Annotated in this window: 18 protein-coding genes; 12 read left to right on the top strand and 6 right to left on the bottom strand. The window is 61.2% G+C overall.

Annotated elements, in window-relative coordinates; translation table 11 throughout:
- Positions 1-110: 110 nt before the first annotated feature.
- Both poxB and ACIQY3_RS09930 read right to left on the bottom strand, forming a co-directional pair.
- Positions 111-1835: a ubiquinone-dependent pyruvate dehydrogenase gene (poxB, locus tag ACIQY3_RS09935; protein WP_403018961.1), complete on the bottom strand. Its 1725-nt coding sequence runs from the start codon at positions 1833-1835 to the stop codon at positions 111-113.
- A gap of 87 nt (positions 1836-1922) precedes the next feature.
- Positions 1923-3146 carry an NADH:flavin oxidoreductase/NADH oxidase family protein gene (locus ACIQY3_RS09930; protein ID WP_403018958.1) on the bottom strand — a complete coding sequence of 408 codons (1224 nt, stop codon included), beginning with the start codon at positions 3144-3146 and terminating at the stop codon, positions 1923-1925.
- Between the two features lie 78 nt (positions 3147-3224).
- On the opposite strand from ACIQY3_RS09930, the gene ACIQY3_RS09925 reads away from it, so the two are divergent.
- Positions 3225-3635, top strand: coding sequence for a MerR family transcriptional regulator (locus tag ACIQY3_RS09925; protein ID WP_403018957.1), 411 nt, complete (start codon positions 3225-3227; stop codon positions 3633-3635).
- 156 nt (positions 3636-3791) lie between these two features.
- Here the strand turns inward: ACIQY3_RS09925 and ACIQY3_RS09920 are convergent, their stop codons facing one another.
- Positions 3792-5327 (bottom strand): MFS transporter, encoded by a 1536-nt coding sequence (locus ACIQY3_RS09920; protein ID WP_403018956.1) that lies wholly within the window; start codon positions 5325-5327, stop codon positions 3792-3794.
- 141 nt (positions 5328-5468) lie between these two features.
- Between ACIQY3_RS09920 and ACIQY3_RS09915 the strand changes: the two genes are divergently transcribed.
- Both ACIQY3_RS09915 and ACIQY3_RS09910 read left to right on the top strand, forming a co-directional pair.
- Positions 5469-6335, top strand: a complete 867-nt coding sequence (locus tag ACIQY3_RS09915) for a LysR family transcriptional regulator (protein WP_403018955.1) — start codon at positions 5469-5471, stop codon at positions 6333-6335.
- A gap of 375 nt (positions 6336-6710) precedes the next feature.
- Complete coding sequence (locus ACIQY3_RS09910; protein WP_403018954.1) at positions 6711-8270, top strand: transporter associated domain-containing protein; 1560 nt, start codon at positions 6711-6713, stop codon at positions 8268-8270.
- 142 nt (positions 8271-8412) lie between these two features.
- Here the strand turns inward: ACIQY3_RS09910 and ACIQY3_RS09905 are convergent, their stop codons facing one another.
- A complete protein-coding gene (locus ACIQY3_RS09905) occupies positions 8413-8844 on the bottom strand; it encodes a thioredoxin family protein (protein WP_403018953.1) in 432 nt (143 codons plus the stop codon).
- A 356-nt stretch (positions 8845-9200) separates the two neighbouring features.
- Between ACIQY3_RS09905 and ACIQY3_RS09900 the strand changes: the two genes are divergently transcribed.
- The 8 genes from ACIQY3_RS09900 (at position 9201) to ACIQY3_RS09865 (ending at position 15956) form a co-directional block, all read left to right on the top strand.
- The gene (locus ACIQY3_RS09900) at positions 9201-10049 is read left to right on the top strand and encodes a transporter substrate-binding domain-containing protein (RefSeq protein WP_403018952.1); all 849 of its coding nucleotides are present in this window, start codon (positions 9201-9203) and stop codon (positions 10047-10049) included.
- A gap of 53 nt (positions 10050-10102) precedes the next feature.
- Positions 10103-10765, top strand: a complete 663-nt coding sequence (locus tag ACIQY3_RS09895; RefSeq protein ID WP_054046642.1) for an amino acid ABC transporter permease — start codon at positions 10103-10105, stop codon at positions 10763-10765.
- A 9-nt stretch (positions 10766-10774) separates the two neighbouring features.
- Entirely contained in the window at positions 10775-11437 is a 663-nt protein-coding gene (locus ACIQY3_RS09890; protein WP_403018951.1) for an amino acid ABC transporter permease, read from the top strand.
- A complete protein-coding gene (locus ACIQY3_RS09885) occupies positions 11434-12225 on the top strand; it encodes an amino acid ABC transporter ATP-binding protein (RefSeq protein ID WP_054615006.1) in 792 nt (263 codons plus the stop codon). Before ACIQY3_RS09890 ends, ACIQY3_RS09885 begins: the two co-directional genes overlap by 4 nt.
- 23 nt (positions 12226-12248) lie before the next feature.
- The gene (locus ACIQY3_RS09880) at positions 12249-12638 is read left to right on the top strand and encodes a RidA family protein (protein WP_403018949.1); all 390 of its coding nucleotides are present in this window, start codon (positions 12249-12251) and stop codon (positions 12636-12638) included.
- 230 nt (positions 12639-12868) lie between these two features.
- On the top strand, positions 12869-13633 hold the full coding sequence (locus ACIQY3_RS09875; RefSeq protein ID WP_403019142.1) for an IclR family transcriptional regulator: 765 nt from the start codon (positions 12869-12871) through the stop codon (positions 13631-13633).
- A 39-nt stretch (positions 13634-13672) separates the two neighbouring features.
- A complete protein-coding gene (locus ACIQY3_RS09870; protein WP_403018947.1) occupies positions 13673-14890 on the top strand; it encodes an amino acid deaminase in 1218 nt (405 codons plus the stop codon).
- A gap of 133 nt (positions 14891-15023) precedes the next feature.
- The gene (locus tag ACIQY3_RS09865) at positions 15024-15956 is read left to right on the top strand and encodes a sugar kinase (protein WP_403018946.1); all 933 of its coding nucleotides are present in this window, start codon (positions 15024-15026) and stop codon (positions 15954-15956) included.
- Between the two features lie 114 nt (positions 15957-16070).
- Here the strand turns inward: ACIQY3_RS09865 and ACIQY3_RS09860 are convergent, their stop codons facing one another.
- Together ACIQY3_RS09860 and ACIQY3_RS09855 are read right to left on the bottom strand one after the other, a co-directional pair.
- The gene (locus ACIQY3_RS09860; RefSeq protein ID WP_256672389.1) at positions 16071-16370 is read right to left on the bottom strand and encodes a peptidylprolyl isomerase; all 300 of its coding nucleotides are present in this window, start codon (positions 16368-16370) and stop codon (positions 16071-16073) included.
- 29 nt (positions 16371-16399) lie between these two features.
- A complete protein-coding gene (locus ACIQY3_RS09855; RefSeq protein WP_403018945.1) occupies positions 16400-18937 on the bottom strand; it encodes a PAS domain S-box protein in 2538 nt (845 codons plus the stop codon).
- 131 nt (positions 18938-19068) lie between these two features.
- Here ACIQY3_RS09855 and ACIQY3_RS09850 point away from each other — a divergent pair, with 131 nt between their 5' ends.
- Positions 19069-20178 (top strand): PilT/PilU family type 4a pilus ATPase, encoded by a 1110-nt coding sequence (locus tag ACIQY3_RS09850; protein ID WP_403018944.1) that lies wholly within the window; start codon positions 19069-19071, stop codon positions 20176-20178.
- Positions 20179-20226: the final 48 nt, after the last annotated feature.

The following is a 20226-nucleotide window of genomic DNA, read 5'->3' as shown; positions in this document are numbered from 1 at the left end:
GGGGGGGGGGGGGGGTGGCGGGGTGTGGGGTTGTTACCTCACTTTTTTCGGCACCCCCCCCCCCCCCCCCCCCCCCCCCCCCCCGCTCCCACATAGGATCTTCACCAGCCTTAACGAAACCAGTTCGTCCGCGCCAACTCAATCACTTCATCCCCACGCCCACTCATCACCGCTTTAAGCATGTACAGGCTGAACCCTTTGGCCTGTTCCAGCTTGATCGTCGGCGGCATCGCCAGTTCCTGGGTCGCGGTGATCACATCCACCAGCACCGGCCCGTCATGGTCCAGCGCCCGGCGCAGTGCCGGTTCCAGGGCTTCGGACTCTTCAACCCGAATCCCGAGAATGCCCATGGCATTCGCCATCGCCGCAAAGTCCGGGTTGTGCAAATCCGTGCCGGTGTCGAGCAATCCGCTGGACTTCATTTCCATCGCGACAAAGCCCAACGATGCGTTGTCGTAGACGATGATTTTCACCGGCAACTTCAACTGCGCCAGAGAAATGAAATCCCCCATCAACATGCTGAAACCGCCGTCGCCGGACAATGAAATGACCTGCCGATCCGGATAAGCAGCCTGGGCGCCGATGGCCTGGGGCATGGCGTTGGCCATCGAGCCGTGGTTGAACGAACCCAGCAGCCGGCGCTTGCCATTCATTTTCAAATAGCGCGCTGCCCACACGGTCGGTGTGCCAACGTCGGCGGTGAAGATCGCGTCATCATCCGCGAGTTCGCTGAGCAGGCGGGTGAGGTATTGCGGGTGAATCGGCCGTCCCGGCGCGGACGGCTGGGCCAGGTCATCGAGGCCCTGGCGCGCTTTTTCATAATGCTTGAGCGACGATTCGAGAAAACTCCGGTCGCCGCGATAGGGCAGGCGCGGCAGCAGCGCGGCGAGGGTTTCGCCGACGTCGGCGGCGATGCCCAGGTCCAGGGTGGTGCGGCGCCCGAGGGCTTCGGGGTTGTGGTCGATCTGAATGATGGTCGCGTCGGTGGGGTAGAACTGCCGATACGGGAAGTCGGTGCCGAGCATCACCAAGGTGTCGCAGTTGAGCATCGCGTGATAACCGGAGCTGAAGCCGATCAGCCCGGTCATGCCGACGTCGAACGGGTTGTCCCACTCCACATGCTCCTTGCCACGCAAGGCATGCACCACCGGCGCGCCGAGGGCATCGGCCAGGGCCACCACTTGATCGTGAGCCCCGGCGCATCCGGCGCCGCACATCAGGGTCACGGCTTTGCTTTGACTCAGCAGTTCGACCAGTCGATCCAGATCCTGGGGCGCGGGCAGGGTGCGCGGCTTGGACAGGGCCGGCCACGGCTTGAGGTTGTCTTCGACTTCCTGCAACGCCACATCACCGGGAATCACCACCACTGCGACGCCGCGATTGAGGATCGCACTGCGCATCGCCCGGTGCAGCACCTGCGGCATCTGCGCCGGGTTGCTGACCAGTTCGACAAAGTGGCTGCATTCCTTGAACAGCTCCTGCGGGTGGGTTTCCTGAAAGTAGTTGAGGCCGACTTCCGACGAAGGAATCTGCGCCGCGATGGCCAGCACCGGCACATGGTTTTTATGGCAGTCGAACAGCCCGTTGATCAGGTGCAGATTGCCCGGCCCGCAACTGCCGGCACACACTGCCAGCCCCCCGGTGACCGCCGCTTCAGCCCCGGCGGCAAACGCCGCGACTTCTTCGTGGCGCACGTGCATCCACTCGATGCTGTCCATGGTGCGCAGGGCTTCGGTCAGACCGTTGAGGCTGTCGCCGGTCAGGCCCCAGATGCGTTTGACGCCGGCCTGTTCAAGGGTGGTTGCCAGTTGCTGGGCAATGATGATTTTCGCCATGAATGAGGTGCTCCAGTGATCGATGAATTGTCCTCGGGGTTCAAAGAGGACAACTCAACGGCACTCATGACTCACACCGATTTGCGCTTACTTGGCCATGGCCTGTTTGTACTGGCGGGTGCGTCGGGCGATGTAGACCTGATCGCGGATCAGCGCCCACAGCGCCGAAACCTGCGGCCGGGGCTGATGCCCACGGCTCAGGCGATGCAACTGGAATTTCACCACCGCCATGGTCGCCAGCGCCGCCAGAGGTTTGCGCTTCCAGTGGATCGGCGGCAGTTGCGGGTGGCTGTTCTTGCCTTCGCGCCAGTGCTTGACCAACTGCGGTTCAACCGCCATCGCGGTGCCGATCCCGGCCATGGCAATGCCGCTATCGAGCACTTGTTCGACGATCGCCAGACGGCGGATGCCGCCGGTCACCATCACCGGCATGCGCGCCACGCTGGCCAATTCGCCGGCCATTTCCAGAAAGTAGGCTTCGCGGGCGAGGGTGCGGCCGTCCCGGGCCTCGCCTTGCATGGCCGGGGCTTCGTAGCTGCCGCCGGACAATTCCAGCAAGTCGAGCTGCTGTTCGTTGAGCCACTGGATCACTTGTTTCGCATCGTCGGCATCGAAGCCGCCGCGCTGGAAGTCCGCGGAGTTGAGCTTCACCGACACACAGAACTGCGGCGACACCGCGTTGCGCACGGCGCTGACCACATTCAGCAGCAGGCGCGCACGGTTTTCCAGGGGACCGCCCCATTGATCGGTGCGGCGATTGGTCAGCGGCGACAAAAACTGGCTGAGCAAATAACCGTGGGCCGCGTGAATCTGCACCCCGGTGAACCCGGCTTTTTCTGCCAGGGTCGCGCTGGTGGCGAAACGCTGGATCACTTCGTGGATATCGCTTTCCGACATCGGCTTGGGCTCAGCGAACATCTTTGAGAACCCACCCAGATCCAGCGCCACCGCCGACGGCGCCCAGGCTTGCTGGCCGAGATTGGCCATGGTCTGGCGCCCCGGATGGTTGAGCTGCACCCAGAACTGCGCGCCACCGGCCCGGCCAATGGTCGCCCACTGGCGAAAACGTTCAAGATGCCGCTCGTCTTCCAGCACCACGCCGCCGGGGCCAGTCATGGCGCGACGGTCGATCATCACGTTACCGGTCAGCAACAACCCGGCTTCGCCCTCGGCCCAGGCTTGATATAAACGCAGCAGCGCATCCGAAGGGGCCTGCTGCCGGTCCGCGAGATTTTCTTCCATCGCGGCTTTGGCAATGCGATTGCCGATGGTCTGGCCGTTGGGCAAATTCAGGGTTTGGAAAGGTGACATGACTTGACTCCTCATCAGTAATGCGTGGAGGCTAAGCTTAAAGTTAACTTTAATGTCAAGCAGGCAAATGAGGCACAGATGAAGATTGGTGAATTGGCGGAGTTAAGCGGGTTCAATCCGTCGCGCATTCGGTTTTATGAGGCTCAAGGGCTGATCCAGAAAGTCGAACGCCGGGCCAATGGCTACCGGCATTACCCTGAGCAGGTGTTGCAGACGCTGTACCTGATCCAGTGCGCCCAGCAGGCCGGGTTCAGTCTGGAAGAGTTGAAGCTGTTGATGCCGGACGCAGCGACGGGTGAGTTCAAGCACGACGAACTGCTGGCAGGCCTGACCCGCAAAGTCGAGCAGATCGAAGAAATGCAGCAGCATCTGGCGCAGAGCAAGGCGAAGCTGCTGGCGGTGATCGACGACATCCAGGCCAAACCCGCAGGCATGGCATGCAACGCCAATGCGGAGCGTGTGTTGGCGTCGTTCAAACAGCCGCGCTGATCGCCGCATGAGTGGCGATTGACAGGGCCTCTTCGCGAGCAAGCCCGCTCCCACAATTGATCATTGCCGAGCACAAATTTTGTGCCCGTCGCAGATCCCCTGTGGGAGCGGGCTTGCTCGCGAAGAGGCCCTCCCATTCAACATCGAATCAAGCGGTCAAACCCGCGCCGTTTCCGGTAAGTGGTTTGAAGGAACCGGAATCGGATTACGCATCAACGTCCCCACCACCAACGCACCCAGCAGCGCCAATAACCCCGCGACCAGCAGCAATAAACTGAAACCGCCAACAAACGCTTGCCGAGCCAACGGTTCAACCACACCGCGTGCTGTGTCCGGCAACAACCCCAGCGCCGCTGTCATATCCCCGGCCACTACCCGCGAGGCGATGCCGCGGATCTGCTCCGGCCATTGCCCCGACAGGCTGTTGCGCAGCAACAACTCGGTATGACTGGCGAGTAACGCGCCGTACACGCCGATGGCCAGCATGATCGCGCTGAAGCGCATGGTGGTGCTCATGCCCGAGGCCATGCCGGCGCGGTCCCGGGGCACGCAAGCCATGATGTTTTTCTGGGTGTCGCCATTCAGCAGCCCGGCACCGGCGCCCGTCACGGCAATCGCCAGGGCGAAGGGCAGGTAGCCGCCGCTGTTGACCGCCCAGGCGCTGAGCAGGTTGCCGCTGCCAACCAGCGTCAGCCCGGTAGCCATCAAAGTCGCGGGGGTGAAACGGCTCGCCAGCCGTGCGCCGATGCGCGGGCAAATCAGCATCGTCAGGGCAAACGGCAACATGCCCAGCCCCGACGTAATGGCCGAAAAACCCAGGCCGTTTTGCAGATAGAACGGCAGCATTGTCATCATCACCTGAGCGCAACCGGCGTAGGCGAACATCCCCAGTAGCGCGCCGATAAAGCGCGGATGCTTGAACAATTGCAGATCGACCATGGGCCGCCGTTGCATGCGCTCGATCACCACGAACAGCCCCAGCAATAAGGCGCCGCCGATCAGTCGAGCGTAGGTGAGGGGACTGCTCCAGCCGATGCGGTTGGCTTCGATCAGGCCCCAGATCAGGCACAACAAACTCGCGCTGAAGGCCAGACTGCCCCACGGGTCGAGACGGGCGGACTGGGTGTCACGGGATTCCGGCACGTTGCGCCAGACCATCGCCATCAGCAAAGCCCCCACCGGCAGGTTGAGGTAGAAAATCCAGCGCCAGCCGATGAACTCGGTGATCAACCCGCCCAGCGTCGGCGCGGCGGTCATGGCCACGCCCATGCACGCGCCCCAGAACGCCCAGGCTTTGGCCCGTTCCACCTCGTCGTGAAAGGTATGGCCGATGGAGGCCAGCGCCGAGGTCAGCAACAGCGCCGCGCCGACGCCCTTGATCGCCCGGGCAATGTCGAGGAACAGCGCATTCGGCGCCGCCCCGCAACCGAGGGAGGCGAGGATGAAAATTCCCAGGCCCCAGAGCAGGGTTTTCTGCCGGCCAAAGCGGTCGGCGATGCTGCCCGCCGGCAGCAACAGCGCGGCGAAGGCCAACATGTAGGCGCTGACCACCCATTCGATGTCGGCAAAATTCGCGCCCAGGTCCCGGGCAATGGTCGGCAGGGTGACGGCGACGATGTTGGTGTCGAGGACAATTAGCGAACACACCCCGGAGGCGGTCAGCAGTGTCAGGCGCGGGCTAACCCGGTTCATAAGGAGATTGCCTTTTGAGTAAGGTGTTTGACGGGCATGCTTTCGGCTCTCTACTGTGGTTGCATCGAAAGCTTATCCCGGTCGATATCAGGCTTTGTTAGCTGTCAGTCGGGACTTCATTACCTTTGAGCTAATCCACTGATGGACATACGCCATTTCCGCTATTTTCTGGCCGTTGCCCGGCAACGCAATTTCACGCGTGCCGCCGAACAACTGGGCATCGCGCCGCCGACCTTGAGCCGGCAGATCCAGGACATGGAAACCGAACTGGGCACTCGGCTGTTCCTGCGCCAGCAACGGGAAGTCAGCCTCACCGAAGCCGGCGCCGCGCTGGTGATCGAGGCCGAGGCCACGGTGCGCCAATTCGAATTCGCCCAACGCAATGCGCAACGTGCCGGGCGCGGTGATATCGGTCATATCGAACTGGGTTATGTGGCGTCGGCGGTGTACTCGGGGTTATTGCAAAAACAGGTGCAAGCCTTCAGTCGCGAGTGCCCGGACGTCAGCCTGAACGTGCGGGAAAGCCCGATGGCCGCGTTGCCGGGCCTGGTGATCGAGGGCCGCTTCGATATCGGTTATGTCCGCTCGCCGATGACCTTACCCGACGGGTTGGAGGCGATTCGGCTGGATGCGGAAGGTTTTGTCTTGGCCGTGTCGAGTGAATCCTGGCTGTGCCGCCTGCCGCAGATCAGCCCGGCGCATTTGCAAAACGAAACCTTCATCCTGCCGGAGCAAATCAACGGCACCCTTCAGGTCGCGGCCCAAGGTGGGTTCGCGCCGAAGTTGGGGCCTCAGCCGGGCGGGTTGGTGGCGGTGATTGCCTTGGTGTCGCTAGGGCAGGGCGTGGCGGTGGTGCCGGAATCGGTGGTCGGGCATGTCGGGCTGCCGGGCGTGGTGTACCGGGAGATCGAAGGGTGTGAGGCGAGTTCGTGGTTGTCGATGATTTATCGGCGGTTTGAGAAGTCGCGGGCGGTGGCCAGGTATATCGAGCAGGTGCGAAACAGCTAAGGGCAAAAGCTTCGCGAGCAAGCCCGCTCCCACAGGGGATCTTCGGTGTGACAGAAATCCAGTGTGGGAGCGGGCTTGCTCGCGAAGGGGGCCTCCCAAACGATGCTGTTACAGATCTTGTAATGATTTCCCGCTGTAGGAAAAGTCCCCAGCACCTGTACGCTCCAGATCCTTTTTCCTTTCAGGACTTGCATGAACACCCTTTCGGAGCCTCCCAGTCAGCCCTTCATCCCGCGCATTCGCGCAGAACTGACGCACGCGAAACACCCGGTTTTCCGTCCCCAGTCTCAGTCTTTTACTACAGTCCTACGGCCCCTGCGCCGCACTTTGCCGTGCCCGGCATTCTGAATTCGCTGAAGAGATCGAGACATTTTTATGGAATGGATAGCTGACCCCACCGCGTGGCTGGGCCTGTTGACGTTGATCGTGCTGGAGCTGGTGCTGGGCATCGACAACCTGGTATTTATCGCGATCCTGGCGGACAAGTTGCCGCCGCATCAGCGCGACCGTGCGCGGATCATCGGTTTGTCCCTGGCGCTGCTGATGCGTCTGGGCCTGCTGGCGAGTATTTCCTGGCTGGTGACCCTGACCCAGCCGCTGTTCGAGGTGTTCGACAAGAGCTTCTCCGGGCGTGACCTGATCATGCTGTTCGGCGGTGTGTTCCTGTTGTTCAAGGCCACCATGGAATTGCACGAACGCCTCGAAGGCCATGTCGGCCAACGGGCGAGCAATACCGTTTATGCGATGTTCTGGCCGATCGTGGCGCAGATCGTGGTGCTCGACGCGGTGTTTTCCCTGGACGCCGTGATTACTGCCGTGGGCATGGTCGATGAGTTGGCGGTGATGATGATCGCGGTGATCATTTCCATCGGCCTGATGATCGTCGCCAGCAAGCCGCTGACCCGCTTCGTCAACGAACACCCGACGGTGATCATGCTGTGCCTGGGCTTTCTGATGATGATCGGTTTCGCGCTGACCGCCGAAGGCCTGGGGTTCCACATTCCCAAGGGTTATCTGTACGCGGCCATCGGCTTCTCGATCCTGATCGAAGTGTTCAACCAGATCGCCCGTGCCCGGCGCAAACGCTCCATGCAGGGCTTGCGACCGATGCGCGAACGTACGGCGCATGCGGTGATGCGTTTGCTCGGTGGTCGCCGGTTGGCCGTGGAAGAGGTCGGCGAAGAGATTGCTGACCTGCTGGATAACGGTGAGGCGCCGAATGAAGTGCTGTTCGACCGCCGTGAACGGGTGATGATCAGCGGCGTACTGCAATTGGCCGAGCGGCCGATTCGGACACTGATGACGGTGCGGGCTGACGTCGATCACATCGATCTGACCGACGATGCCGAGACCATTCGTACACGCCTGATGCACTCGTCCTACTCGCGCCTGCCGCTGATTCGCGATGGCGCGGTGGATGAACCCCTGGGCTTCGTTCATAAAAAAGAACTGTTGAAAGAGTACCTGGCCGGTAATGACCCAGACCTTAAAGACCTGGCGCGCACGACCATTAACTTGCTGGACAGCTACTCGATCCTCAATGCCCTGGAACAGATGCGCCAGGCCTCGACCCACATTGCCTTCGTGGTCAATGAGTTCGGGGATTTCGTCGGCGTGCTGACCATGACCGATATTCTCGAGTCGATTGCCGGCGAACTGCCGGATGCCAGCGAAATCGAAGGTCCGGATGTGGTTGAAGAGCAGGGCGGCTTTATGGTCAGCGGCGCGCTGAACCTGGCGCGGGTGCGGCAATTGACGGGTTTCAGCGCTGAACCTACCGAGGATTACCAGACGTTGGCCGGGTGGGTGATGAGTGTGCTGGATCGGTTGCCGATGGTGGGTGACCGGCATAAACAGGACGGGTGGAGCATGACGGTGATGGCGGTTGAGGAGCGGCGGGTGGTGCGGGTGTTGTTGGCACGTATCGGCGGGTAATTTTGCGTTGGGTTTGAGGGCCTCTTCGCGATCAAGCCCGCTCCCACAGGGCATCGGTGGCGTAAACACAGAGTGTGTTCACCGCAGATCCAATGTGGGAGCGGGCTTGCTCGCGAAGGCGATCTATCTGGCGACCACTCACTCAAACCCTGCCCACCTGACGGGCCCGCGCCACCGTACATAAACCACGCAACGTCCGCCGCAACCACTTCAAATCATGCCTCGGTTTTCGAGCCACATTCCGAGGCTTCACCTTGCCAATATGCGCCACGAAATCCGCCACCAGCGTCTGCGGAGTACCAATCCCCTTAAGCTTCTTCACCAGTTTCCCATCCTTGTAAAACAGCACCGTCGGCGTCCCGGTGACATTCGGATGCCGGGGCGACTCACTGGTGTTCAACATATAAATGTCCGCTCGATGCCGATACGCCTCGGCAATCTCACGAAAAACCGGCCCGGCGAATTCACAGGCAGGACAGTGCTGATTGCCGAAGTACAAGATCACCGGCCGCCAGGTTTTCAAGGCTTTGCGGTAGGTCGGGGCCAATGCCATGGGAGGGGTTGTCGAAGTCATTGATGTCTCCTTTTCACAACGATCATCGAAGGCTCGTTGACGTTAAAGGAGGGCGGAAGGTGGGTCTACTGTCAGAAATTACAGGTGGGGATCACTCATCCTGCCGTGCCACATTTTGAATCGCTACATTTCAAATGTGGTGCAAGTACCCGCCCGCTGTAGCCAACGGTAGCGCTCCCTTGCCCGTGCGTTTGGTAACGCTTTTCCCGTGCTATCACGCATCCCTCTGATTCAAAACACTTTTCAAACTCCCCAACATCGCCCGCACATCCTGTGGCACACTTTCTGCTGTCTATTCCGTTGTTACACACCTATATCCGGTATAACGGAATACACAACACTCTGGAGTGCTTGCCATGCATCGCCGACCTTCCTTGTTCAAAGCGTGTGTTTTTATCCTCGCGGCTTCGGCCGCTGCCATGGGTGTTGCCCAAGCGGCGGACAGCAAGCTCGATAGCGTGCTGGCCCGTGGCAAATTGATCGTGGGGACCGGCAGTACCAACGCGCCGTGGCATTTCCAGGGAGCGGACGGCAAGTTGCAGGGTTTTGATATCGACATCGGGCATATGATCGCCAAGGGCTTGTTCAACGATCCGACCAAGGTCGAGTACGTGGTGCAGTCGTCCGATGCGCGGATTCCGAACCTGCTGACGGACAAGGTCGATATCAGCTGCCAGTTCATCACCGTGACCGCCAGCCGCGCGCAGCAAGTGGCCTTTACCCTGCCGTACTACCGCGAAGGCGTCGGCCTGCTGTTGCCGGCCAACAGCAAGTACAAGGAAATCGAAGACCTCAAGGCCGCTGGCGACAGCGTGACCGTGGCCGTGCTGCAGAACGTGTACGCCGAAGAACTGGTGCATCAGGCGCTGCCCAAAGCCAAAGTCGACCAATACGACAGCGTGGATTTGATGTACCAGGCCGTGAACTCCGGCCGCGCCGATACCGCCGCCACTGACCAATCCTCGGTCAAATACCTGATGGTGCAGAACCCTGGCCGTTATCGCAGCCCGACTTACGCCTGGAGCCCGCAAACCTACGCCTGCGCCGTCAAGCGTGGCGATCAGGACTGGCTGAACTTCGTCAACACCACGTTGCATGAAGCCATGACCGGCGTTGAATTCCCGGCTTACGCGGCATCCTTCAAACAATGGTTCGGTGTCGATCTGCCGACCCCGGCCATCGGTTTCCCAGTCGAATTCAAATGATCCCGTGAGAACGGGGCGGCTCTGAAAGCGCCCCGTTCAAGGTACTGCTGACCATGAACTATCAGTTGAACTTTGCCGCCGTGTGGCGCGATTTCCCCAGTCTGCTGGCGGGGCTCGGTCTGGGCCTGGAGCTGGCGCTGGTGTCGATCGCCATCGGCTGCGTGATCGGCCTGATGATGGCGTTTGCTTTGCTGTCAAAGCACCGCGCATTGCGGGTGCTGGCGTCGGTGTACGTGACGGTGATCCGTAACACGCCGATTCTGGTGTTGATTCTGTTGATCTACTTCGCCTTGCCGAGCCTGGGCATTCGCCTGGACAAGATTCCTTCGTTCATCATCACCCTGTCGCTGTATGCCGGGGCGTACCTGACCGAAGTGTTCCGCGGCGGGCTGTTGAGCATTCCCAAGGGCCAGCGCGAAGCGGGGCTGGCGATCGGCCTGGGCGAGTGGCAGGTCAAGGCCTACGTCACTGTGCCGGTGATGCTGCGCAACGTGCTGCCGGCGTTGTCGAACAACTTCATTTCGCTGTTCAAGGACACCTCGCTGGCCGCCGCGATTGCGGTGCCGGAGCTGACCTATTACGCGCGCAAGATCAATGTCGAGAGCTACCGGGTGATTGAAACCTGGATGGTGACCACAGCGCTCTATGTTGCGGCCTGTTACCTCATTGCCATGATGCTGCGTTACCTCGAACAGCGTCTGGCGATCCGCCGATAGGAGCCTCCCATGTACGAATCCCAAAGTTGGTTGCATGAGTTATGGGTGGCGCGGGAAGTCTTGTGGCAAGGCTTTCTGACCAGTGTCCAGTGTTCGGCCCTGGCGATTTTGCTCGGTACGCTGATCGGCATTGTGGCCGGTCTGGTGCTGACCTACGGCAATGTCTGGATGCGCGCACCGTTTCGTTTCTACGTTGACCTGATCCGCGGCACGCCGGTGTTTGTGCTGGTGCTGGCCTGCTTCTATATGGCGCCGGCGCTGGGCTGGCAGATCAGCGCGTTTCAGGCCGGTGCCTTGGGGCTGACGCTGTTTTGCGGCTCCCACGTCGCAGAGATCGTGCGCGGTGCGCTGCAGGCATTGCCACGCGGGCAGATGGAAGCGAGCAAGGCGATCGGCCTGACGTTTTATCAATCCCTGGGTTATGTGTTGTTGCCCCAGGCGCTGCGGCAGATCCTGCCGACCTGGGTCAACTCGTCCACCGAAATCGTCAAGGCTTCGACCCTGTTGTCGGTGATCGGCGTGGCCGAGTTGCTGCTCAGCACGCAGCAAATCATCGCACGGACCTTCATGACCCTGGAGTTCTACCTGTTCGCCGGTTTCCTCTTTTTTGTCATCAACTACGCCATCGAATTACTCGGCCGGCACATTGAAAAGCGGGTGGCTTTGCCATGACTCAGACTTCTACTGCACCAAACGGCCAGGCCCTGCTGGACATTCGCGGCCTGCACAAACAATACGGCAAGCTTGAAGTGCTCAAGGGCGTTGACCTGACCATGCAGCGCGGCAACGTCGTCACGCTGATCGGCTCCAGCGGCTCGGGCAAGACCACGCTGCTGCGTTGCGTGAACATGCTCGAAGAATTCCAGGGCGGGCAGATCCTGCTCGACGGCGAATCCATCGGTTATGACGAGGTCAACGGCAAACGCGTGCGTCACGCCGAAAAAGTCATCGCCCGCCATCGTGCGATGACCGGCATGGCGTTCCAGCAGTTCAACCTGTTTCCGCACCTGACCGCGTTGCAGAACGTCACCCTCGGTCTGCTCAAGGTCAAGAAGCTGCACAAGGATGAAGCCGTGGCGCTGGCCGAGAAATGGCTGGAGCGGGTTGGCCTGTATGAGCGTCGTGATCACTACCCCGGCCAGTTGTCCGGCGGCCAGCAACAGCGCGTGGCGATTGCCCGGGCGATTGCGATGAACCCGAGCCTGATGCTGTTTGACGAAGTCACTTCGGCCCTCGACCCGGAACTGGTCGGGGAAGTGCTGAACGTGATCAAGGGCCTGGCCGATGAAGGCATGACCATGTTGCTGGTGACCCACGAAATGCGTTTTGCCTTCGAAGTCTCGGACAAGATCGTCTTCATGAACCAGGGCCGGATCGAAGAGCAGGGGCCGCCCAAGGAATTGTTCGAACACCCGAAATCGCCGCGACTGGCGGAATTTCTCAAGAACACGCGTTTTTAATTTTTAAGTCAGGAGAAACACTCATGAGCATTACTCGTTACGGCACCGGCAGCACCGCCGCTGGCGGTCAGCCTCGTCCTTTCGCCCGCGCCGTTGAAGCCGATGGCTGGCTGCATGTGTCCGGGCAGGTGCCGGCGCTGGACGGCGAGATCATCACTGGCGGCATCGTCGAACAGACCCACCAGGCCATGAAGAACCTGATTGCGATTCTCGAAGAGGCCGGTTATGGCTTGGAAGACGTGGTGCGTGCTGGCGTGTGGCTGGAGGATCCGCGGGATTTCACGAGTTTCAACAAGGTCTTCTCCGAGTACTTCAAACCCGAACACGCCCCGGCCCGGGCCTGCGTGCAGGCGAACATGATGGTCGATTGCAAGGTTGAGATTGACTGCGTGGCGTACAAGAAAAAGGCTTGAGATCTGCGGTGGTCTTGAGGGCCACCCCTCACCCTAACCCTCTCCCCAGAGGGGAGAGGGGACTGATTTGTATCGATGCCAATGTTGATGTCAGACAGAGATTCCCGCATCGATACGGTCAGGCTCCCTCTCCCCTTTGGGGAGAGGGCGGGGGGTGAGGGGTGGATCTGACTGACATCAACACTGCGGCCCGTTACTATCCCGGCGACTTTGAATGGGAACCTGAAGAAATGACCGAAGACACCATCAAGCGCCGGGCTCGCGGTCTGGACCGGGCGTTCGATATCCTCGATTTCCTCAAGGAAATCGGCCAGCCCCTGCGCCCGAACGAAATCGCCAGCGGCATCGGCAGCCCGAAATCCACGGTCTACGAACTGGTGGCCTCGCTGCTGGAGCGCCGCATCCTCGAACCCGTGGGCAAGGACGGTCACGTTTACCTTGGCCGTCAGCTGTACTTCCTCGGGCAGGCGCACTTGCGCCATTTCGACCTGACCCGCGAGGCCGATCACGCCTTGCAGGAGATCGTCAGCCAGACCCGGGAAACCGCGCAAATGTGCCTGCTCAACGGGCGCAAATACACCGTGGCACTGATGAAAGAGGGCGAGCGGCATTTTCGTATTTCCTCGGACATCGGCGAAAACGCACCGATTCCCTGGACCGCGTCAGGGCGCCTGTTGCTGTCGCACCTGAGCGATGACGAAATCGTCGACCTGATCGACCACGACGACTTCATCCTGCCCAACGGCGAACGCCTGCCGCTGGAAACGTTTCTCAAGGAAATCCGCCAGGCCGGTATCGATGGGTTTTTCTCTTTCGATAGCGTCGCCGACACCTTCACCCATTGCTTCGCCGCCCCGGTCAAAGACCCCAACGGCGTGGCCATTGCGACCCTGTGCATCGTCGCCCCACGGGCGGATGCCAAGAACAATTACAACGACTATCGTCGGGTACTGATCGACAGTGCCAACAACCTGGCCCGACGTATCAACGAATAACAGCGGCTGCCTGCGGCCGCGAATGTAAGGAGTTCGAACATGTCTTCTGCCGAAACGACTGCTGCCGTAGATAAAGGCTTTGCGCAAACCGGCGCGCACCTGGTGCGCGACGTCAGCCTGCCGGCGCTGGTGCTGCACCGAGAAGCGCTGGAACACAACATCCGCTGGATGCAGGCGTTCGTCAGCAACAGCGGCGCAGAACTGGCGCCCCACGGCAAAACCAGCATGACCCCGGCGCTGTTTCGCCGCCAACTGGACGCCGGCGCCTGGGGCATCACCTTGGCCAGCGCCACCCAGACCCGCGCGGCCTATGCGCATGGTGTGCGCCGGGTGTTGATGGCCAACCAATTGGTCGGCACGCCGAACATGGCGTTAATCGCTGATTTGTTGGCCGACCCGACCTTCGACTTCCATTGCATGGTCGACCACCCGGACAACGTCGCCGACCTCGGGGCGTACTTCGCCTCCCGTGGCGTGCGCTTGAACGTGATGATCGAATACGGCGTGGTCGGCGGTCGCTGCGGTTGCCGCACCGAAGCCGAAGTGGTGGCGCTGGCCCAAGCCATCTCCGCGCAACCGGCGCTGGCGTTGACCGGGATCGAAGGGTACGAAGGCGTGATTCACGGTGATCATGCGGTCAGCGGCATCCGTGAATTCGCTGCTTCTTTGGTGCGTCTGGCGGTGCAATTGCAGGACAGCGGGGCGTTCGCGATTCCCAAGCCGATCATCACCGCTTCGGGCTCGGCCTGGTACGACCTGATCGCCGAATCCTTCGAAGCCCAGAACGCCAGCGGACGCTTCCTTAGCGTGCTGCGCCCCGGCAGTTACGTGGCCCACGACCACGGTATCTATAAAGAAGCGCAATGCTGCGTGCTCGACCGTCGCAGCGATTTGCACGAAGGCCTGCGCCCGGCGCTGGAAGTCTGGGCGCACGTGCAGTCGTTGCCGGAACCGGGCTTCGCAGTGATCGCCCTCGGTAAGCGCGACGTGGCGTACGACGCCGGTTTGCCGGTGCCGTTGTTGCGTTACAAGGCGGGCGTGATTCCGGCGATTGGCGATGATGTGAGTGCCTGCAAAGTGACGGCTGTGATGGATCAGCACGCGTTCATGACCGTGGCAACCGGGGTTGAGTTGCGGGTTGGGGACATCATTTCGTTCGGCACTTCGCATCCGTGCCTGACGTTCGACAAATGGCGCACGGGCTGCCTGGTGGATGAGCAGTTGCAGGTGATTGAAACCATGGACACCTGTTTCTAAGCCCTGAAACCGCGGTGAGGCCTTCGCGAGCAGGCTCGCTCCCACAGGGAAATACATTCCAAAATGTGGGAGCGAGCCTGCTCGCGAAAGGGCCAGACCAGACAACAAAGAAACACCAGAGAACCCCACACCCATGAACACCATCAACACCCTCGGCCCCAACACCCCGCGCATCGCCCTGATCGGCGAATGCATGATCGAGTTGCAGCAACGGCCCGACGGCAGCCTGCAACAAAGCTTTGGCGGCGACACCTTGAACACGGCGGTCTACCTGTCCCGGGAACTGGGCGAAGGCGGCGCGGTGGATTACGTCACCGCCCTGGGCGATGACAGCTTCAGCGACGCCATGTGTCGGAGCTGGGCGGCGGAGAACATCGGCCTGGAGATGGTCCAGCGCTTGCCCGGTCGTTTGCCGGGTTTGTATTGCATCCAGACCGACGCCGCCGGCGAGCGCCGTTTTCTTTACTGGCGCAACGAAGCGGCGGTGCGCAGCTGCTTCACCACCCCGGCGGCCGCACCGATCCTGGCGGCATTGCCTGATTACGATGTGCTCTATTTCAGCGGCATCACCCTGGCGGTGCTGGGCGAGCAAGGCCGGGAAAAATTACTGGAGACCCTGATCGAAGCCCGGCAGCGGGATGCGCGGATCGTCTTCGACAACAACTACCGACCGCGGTTGTGGGCGTCGCTGGAAGAAGCTCGGGCGGCGTATCGCAGCGTGTTGCCATATGTGGATCTGGCGTTGCTGACGGTCGATGACGAACAGGCGCTGTTTCATTTTGCTGATAGCGAGGCGGTGTTTGAGGCTTACGCGCAGATCGGTACGCCGGAAGTAGTGCTCAAGCGCGGTGCCGAGGCGTGTTTGATTCGCTGTGATGGCGAGTCGTACGAAGTGCCAGCGCAGAAGGTCGAGCGCGTGGTGGACACCACGGCGGCGGGGGATTCGTTCAGTGCGGCGTATCTGGCCAGTCGGCTCAAGGGCGGAAGCCCGGTTGAGGCGGCAGAGGCGGGGCATCGGTTGGCGAGCCGAGTGATTCAAGTGCCGGGGGCGTTGATCCCGAGGTAGGCGGAGACTGGCCGTTTGCTGCGCAATCGGTTCGCGAGCAAGCCCGCTCCCACATGGAAGTGCGATCTCCTGTGGGAGCGGGCTTGCTCGCGAAGAGGCCCTCAAGCGAACCACTCAATCCCGATAAAACACCTGCACCAGGTGATACCCGAACTTGCTCTTGATCGGCCCATGCACCACGCGCAGCGGTTTTTTGAAGATCACCGCGTCGATCACCCCGACCATCTGCCCCGGCCGCACTTCACCCAAATCGCCGCCGCGCTTGCCGGACGGGCAGGTGGAGTACTTTTTCGCCAGCACATCGAAGGCTTCGCCCTTGGCGATACGTTGTTTGAGCTGCTCGGCTTCTTCCGAGGTTTTCACCAGAATATGGCGGGCTTGAGCTTTCATTGAGGCAGACCTTGTAACGGTGATGACAACGTGGCGCGGGATTATGCCTTAACTCACTCCGGTTGGCCGATCATCGTGCGAATCTTGTTGGCCAGCAGGTCGATGGAAAACGGCTTGGCCACCATGTCCATGCCTTCCTCCAGGAAGCCCTGGCGCTCGGCGGCTTTCTCCGCGTAACCGGTCATGAACAGCACTTTGAGATCCGGCCGATGCTGCCGGGCGATTTCCGCCAGTTGCCGGCCATTCATCCCCGGTAGCCCGACATCGGTCACCAGCAGATCCACGCGCAGGTCGGATTCGAGCAAGGGCAGGGCGGCCCTGGCGTCTTCGGCTTCGTGGGCGTGATAACCCAGCTCATTGAGCAAATCCAGCACCAGCATGCGCACCGCCGGATCGTCTTCCACCAGCACCACGGTTTCGCCGGCAATCGCCGACGGTGCTTCGCCGGTGACCGGCATCAAAGTGTCCTGCGGCGCGCCGAGGTGCAGGCGCGGCAAGTACAGGCGCACGCTAGTGCCCTGGCCCGGCACGCTGTCGAGGCTGACATGGCCGCCCGACTGCTGGGCAAAGCCGTAAATCATCGACAACCCCAGGCCCGTGCCCTGGCCGATGGGTTTGGTGGTGAAGAACGGATCGAACGCCTTGGCCAGCACCGACGCGCTCATGCCGGTGCCGTTGTCGCTGACGGCGATCATCAGATAGTCCCCGGCCTTCACCGATTCCAGTGGGGTGAGGTCATTGCCATCGAGGTAGACGTTGGCGGTTTCGATCAGCAACCGGCCGCCATCGGGCATGGCGTCCCGGGCGTTGATCACCAGGTTGAGCAATGCGTTTTCCAGTTGACTGACGTCGGTGCTGACCGGCCACACTTCGTCGGCCAGTTGCAACTTGAGCTCGATATGGTCGCCCTTGGTGCGGCTGAGCAGGTCTTCCAGGGAATGGATCAGGTCATTCGCGTTCAGCGGCTTGCGGTCCAGCGACTGACGCCGGGAGAACGCCAGCAGGCGATGGGTCAGGGAAGCCGCGCGGTTGGCCGACGACACCGCCGCTTCGGTGAACCGGCCGATCTCGGCAGTGCGCCCGTCGGCGATGTAGCGCTGCATCAGGTCGAGACTGCCGATGATCCCGGTGAGCATGTTGTTGAAGTCGTGGGCGATGCCGCCGGTGAGCTGGCCGACCGCTTCCATTTTTTGCGCGTGTCTTAACGCGTCTTCGGCACGCTCGCGCTCGAACATCTCGTTTTGCAGGCGCTGATTGGCTTCGGCCAGTTGCTGGGTGCGGGCGATCACGCGTTCTTCAAGGGTTTCATTGAGGTTGCGCAGGGCTTCTTCCGTCTGTTTGCGCTCGGTTTCATCGATCACGAAGATGTAGAAACCGTTGACCGCGCCGTCCGCACCGTGGCGCGGCAGGTAATTCATCAGGGCACTGCGGATGCTGCCGTCACGGTGCGCGGCATTGATGCTGAAGCAGCAAGGCTTGCCCGCCAGCGCTTCGGCGATGTGCTCGGCGCGCAGGGCGTAGGCTTCGTCGCCCAGCACTTCATGGATGGTTCTGCCGAACAGCTCCTGGGGCGTGAGGCCGTACCAGTCCAGGTACGCGGCGTTGTTCAGGCGAAAGCGTTCCTCGCGGTCCACGTAGCTGATCAGGATCGGCATCGCGTTGATGATCAGCTGCAACTCGGTCTGGCTCTGGCGCAGGGCCTGTTCGGTGTGTTTGCGTTCGGTCAGGTCCAGGGCGGCGCCGAGGAAGCGCACCGGCCGGCCATGGTGGTCCTTGTAGCAACGGCCCCGGGCAAACACCCAGCGCAACTCGCCATCAGGCTGCAGCAAGCGGTATTCCTCGGCGTACTCGGTGCCGTGGGTGATGCAGTGCTTGATGCTGCGCGCCACCATGCCCCGGTCTTCCGGGTGCACGCCGTGCAGGTATTCGCTGATCGGCAGCTGGCTGGCCATCGCCGGATCAACGCCGTGCAATTGCGCGAAATGGGCGTCGGCGATGAAGCGGTCTTCGCCAATGTCCCAGTCCCAGGTGCCGACCGCGTCGGTGGCGGCCAGGGCCAGTTGCAGGCGTTGTTCGGTTTCGTGCTGGGCCTTGAGGCTGGCGGCGGAACGTTGTTCGAGTTCGAGGGCGATCCGTCGTCGTTCGTTGGTTTCGATGGCCGTGACCAGGATCCCGGCGACCTCGGCGTGTTCATCGCGGATCGGGCTGTAGGTCAAATCCAGCCAGAAGTCGGAATCCTGCCCATCGCGTTGCAGGGTAAAGCGCTGTTCGCTGTAGGTCCGCACCTGGCCTTGTAGGACGGCGCTGTAGATCGGGTCAGTAAAGTCTTTTAATTCTGGCCAGATCAGGTGCGTCGGCTGTCCGAAAGCGTGCGGATGCTTGCTGCCCGACAACAGGGCGAAGCCGTCGTTGTAGATCTGCGTGAGCTGCGGGCCCCACAGCAGGAGCATGGGCATCGGCGAATGAATCACGATGTCCACCGCGGTACGCAGGCTCTGCGGCCAGGTACTGGCGGCGCCCAAGGGGCTGCGGCTCCAGTCCAGTCGGGCAATCAGGGCCTGGGCATCGCTGCCGGTCGGTGATGCGTTCATCAAGATGTCCTGCACGTCAGTCGGTGTGGCTACGTCTACTATCCTTGCAAGGCGGTAGACGCTGGATGGTCCGATGGGTCACGGATTCGGGCCATATCTGTTCATTGAATGCTTCGCGGGTGCTTTTTGCCATGGAAATCGATTTATTGTTGCGGCAACTGGCCAGCCAGGAGGGCTCCGATTTGTACCTCTCCACCGGCGCGCCACCCAGTGCGCGGTTCGATGGCGTGCTCAAACCCTTGTCCGATCAGCGGTTCAAACCGGGGGAAATCGCGGCCATCGCCGAGTCCATCATGGACGCCGAACAGCGGCTGGAGTTCGATCGGGAACTGGAAATGAACCTGGCGATCTCCCTGGCCGGGGTCGGGCGCTTTCGGATCAACCTGTTCAAACAGCGCAATGACGTGTCGATCGTGGCGCGCAACATCAAGCTCGACATCCCGCGTTTCGAAGACCTCCACCTGCCGCCGGTGCTGCTCGAAACCGTGATGCTCAAGCAGGGGCTGATGCTGTTCGTCGGCGCCACCGACTCGGGCAAGTCCACGTCCCTGGCGGCGCTGATCGATTACCGTAACCGCCACAGCAGCGGGCATATCATCACCATCGAAGACCCGGTGGAGTATATCCATCGTCACAAAAAATCGATCATCAACCAGCGTGAAGTCGGCGTCGATACCCGCAGTTTTCATGCTGCGTTGAAAAACACCCTGCGCCAGGCGCCGGATGTGGTGCTGATCGGCGAAATTCGCGACCGCGAGACCATGGAACACGCACTGACCTTTGCCGATACCGGTCATCTGGTGATCTCTACCCTGCATGCCCACAACGCCAACCAGGCCCTGGACCGCGTCATCAATTTCTTCCCCCAGGAGCGCCGCGAACAACTGCTGCACGACCTGGCCAACAACCTCAAGGCATTCGTGTCCCAACGCCTGGTACGCACCCGCGACGGCCAGCGCCGGGCGGCGGTGGAGGTGATGCTGGGGACGCCGACCATTGCTGACCTGATCCGGCGCAATGAGTTTGATGAGCTCAAGGGGATCATGGAGAAGTCGGTGGAACTGGGGATGCAGACGTTTGACGGGGCGCTGTACGCGTTGGTGGTAGAGGGGGCGATCAGCGAGGACGAGGCGTTGAAACATGCGGATTCGTTGAACAACTTGCGGTTGCGGTTGAAGTTGCATGCCGATGCGTCGCCCAGTCCCCAACCACCACCTGGCGAATGGGGTCTGATGGACTGACGCCTATCAAATGTGGGAGCGGGCTTGCTCGTGAAGGGGCCATCACAT

This window comes from Pseudomonas sp. NPDC096950, assembly GCF_044762525.1.
GTDB lineage: Bacteria > Pseudomonadota > Gammaproteobacteria > Pseudomonadales > Pseudomonadaceae > Aquipseudomonas.
Note: the sequence above shows the minus strand (reverse complement) of the source record. Positions and strands in the feature narration are given on the sequence as shown.

What these genes read in the sequence shown, in the direction of transcription:
- ACIQY3_RS09925 (WP_403018957.1), top strand. Translation starts at nt 3,225, where the DNA reads ATGAAGATTGGTGAATTGGCGGAGTTAAGCGGGTTCAATCCGTCGCGC.
- ACIQY3_RS09900 (WP_403018952.1), top strand. Translation starts at nt 9,201, where the DNA reads ATGCATCGCCGACCTTCCTTGTTCAAAGCGTGTGTTTTTATCCTCGCG.
- ACIQY3_RS09915 (WP_403018955.1), top strand. Translation starts at nt 5,469, where the DNA reads ATGGACATACGCCATTTCCGCTATTTTCTGGCCGTTGCCCGGCAACGC.
- ACIQY3_RS09855 (WP_403018945.1), bottom strand. Translation starts at nt 18,937, where the DNA reads ATGAACGCATCACCGACCGGCAGCGATGCCCAGGCCCTGATTGCCCGA.
- ACIQY3_RS09865 (WP_403018946.1), top strand. Translation starts at nt 15,024, where the DNA reads ATGAACACCATCAACACCCTCGGCCCCAACACCCCGCGCATCGCCCTG.
- ACIQY3_RS09905 (WP_403018953.1), bottom strand. Translation starts at nt 8,844, where the DNA reads ATGACTTCGACAACCCCTCCCATGGCATTGGCCCCGACCTACCGCAAA.
- ACIQY3_RS09880 (WP_403018949.1), top strand. Translation starts at nt 12,249, where the DNA reads ATGAGCATTACTCGTTACGGCACCGGCAGCACCGCCGCTGGCGGTCAG.
- ACIQY3_RS09875 (WP_403019142.1), top strand. Translation starts at nt 12,869, where the DNA reads ATGACCGAAGACACCATCAAGCGCCGGGCTCGCGGTCTGGACCGGGCG.
- ACIQY3_RS09870 (WP_403018947.1), top strand. Translation starts at nt 13,673, where the DNA reads ATGTCTTCTGCCGAAACGACTGCTGCCGTAGATAAAGGCTTTGCGCAA.
- ACIQY3_RS09920 (WP_403018956.1), bottom strand. Translation starts at nt 5,327, where the DNA reads ATGAACCGGGTTAGCCCGCGCCTGACACTGCTGACCGCCTCCGGGGTG.
- ACIQY3_RS09890 (WP_403018951.1), top strand. Translation starts at nt 10,775, where the DNA reads ATGTACGAATCCCAAAGTTGGTTGCATGAGTTATGGGTGGCGCGGGAA.
- ACIQY3_RS09910 (WP_403018954.1), top strand. Translation starts at nt 6,711, where the DNA reads ATGGAATGGATAGCTGACCCCACCGCGTGGCTGGGCCTGTTGACGTTG.
- ACIQY3_RS09895 (WP_054046642.1), top strand. Translation starts at nt 10,103, where the DNA reads ATGAACTATCAGTTGAACTTTGCCGCCGTGTGGCGCGATTTCCCCAGT.
- ACIQY3_RS09885 (WP_054615006.1), top strand. Translation starts at nt 11,434, where the DNA reads ATGACTCAGACTTCTACTGCACCAAACGGCCAGGCCCTGCTGGACATT.
- ACIQY3_RS09930 (WP_403018958.1), bottom strand. Translation starts at nt 3,146, where the DNA reads ATGTCACCTTTCCAAACCCTGAATTTGCCCAACGGCCAGACCATCGGC.
- ACIQY3_RS09850 (WP_403018944.1), top strand. Translation starts at nt 19,069, where the DNA reads ATGGAAATCGATTTATTGTTGCGGCAACTGGCCAGCCAGGAGGGCTCC.
- poxB (WP_403018961.1), bottom strand. Translation starts at nt 1,835, where the DNA reads ATGGCGAAAATCATCATTGCCCAGCAACTGGCAACCACCCTTGAACAG.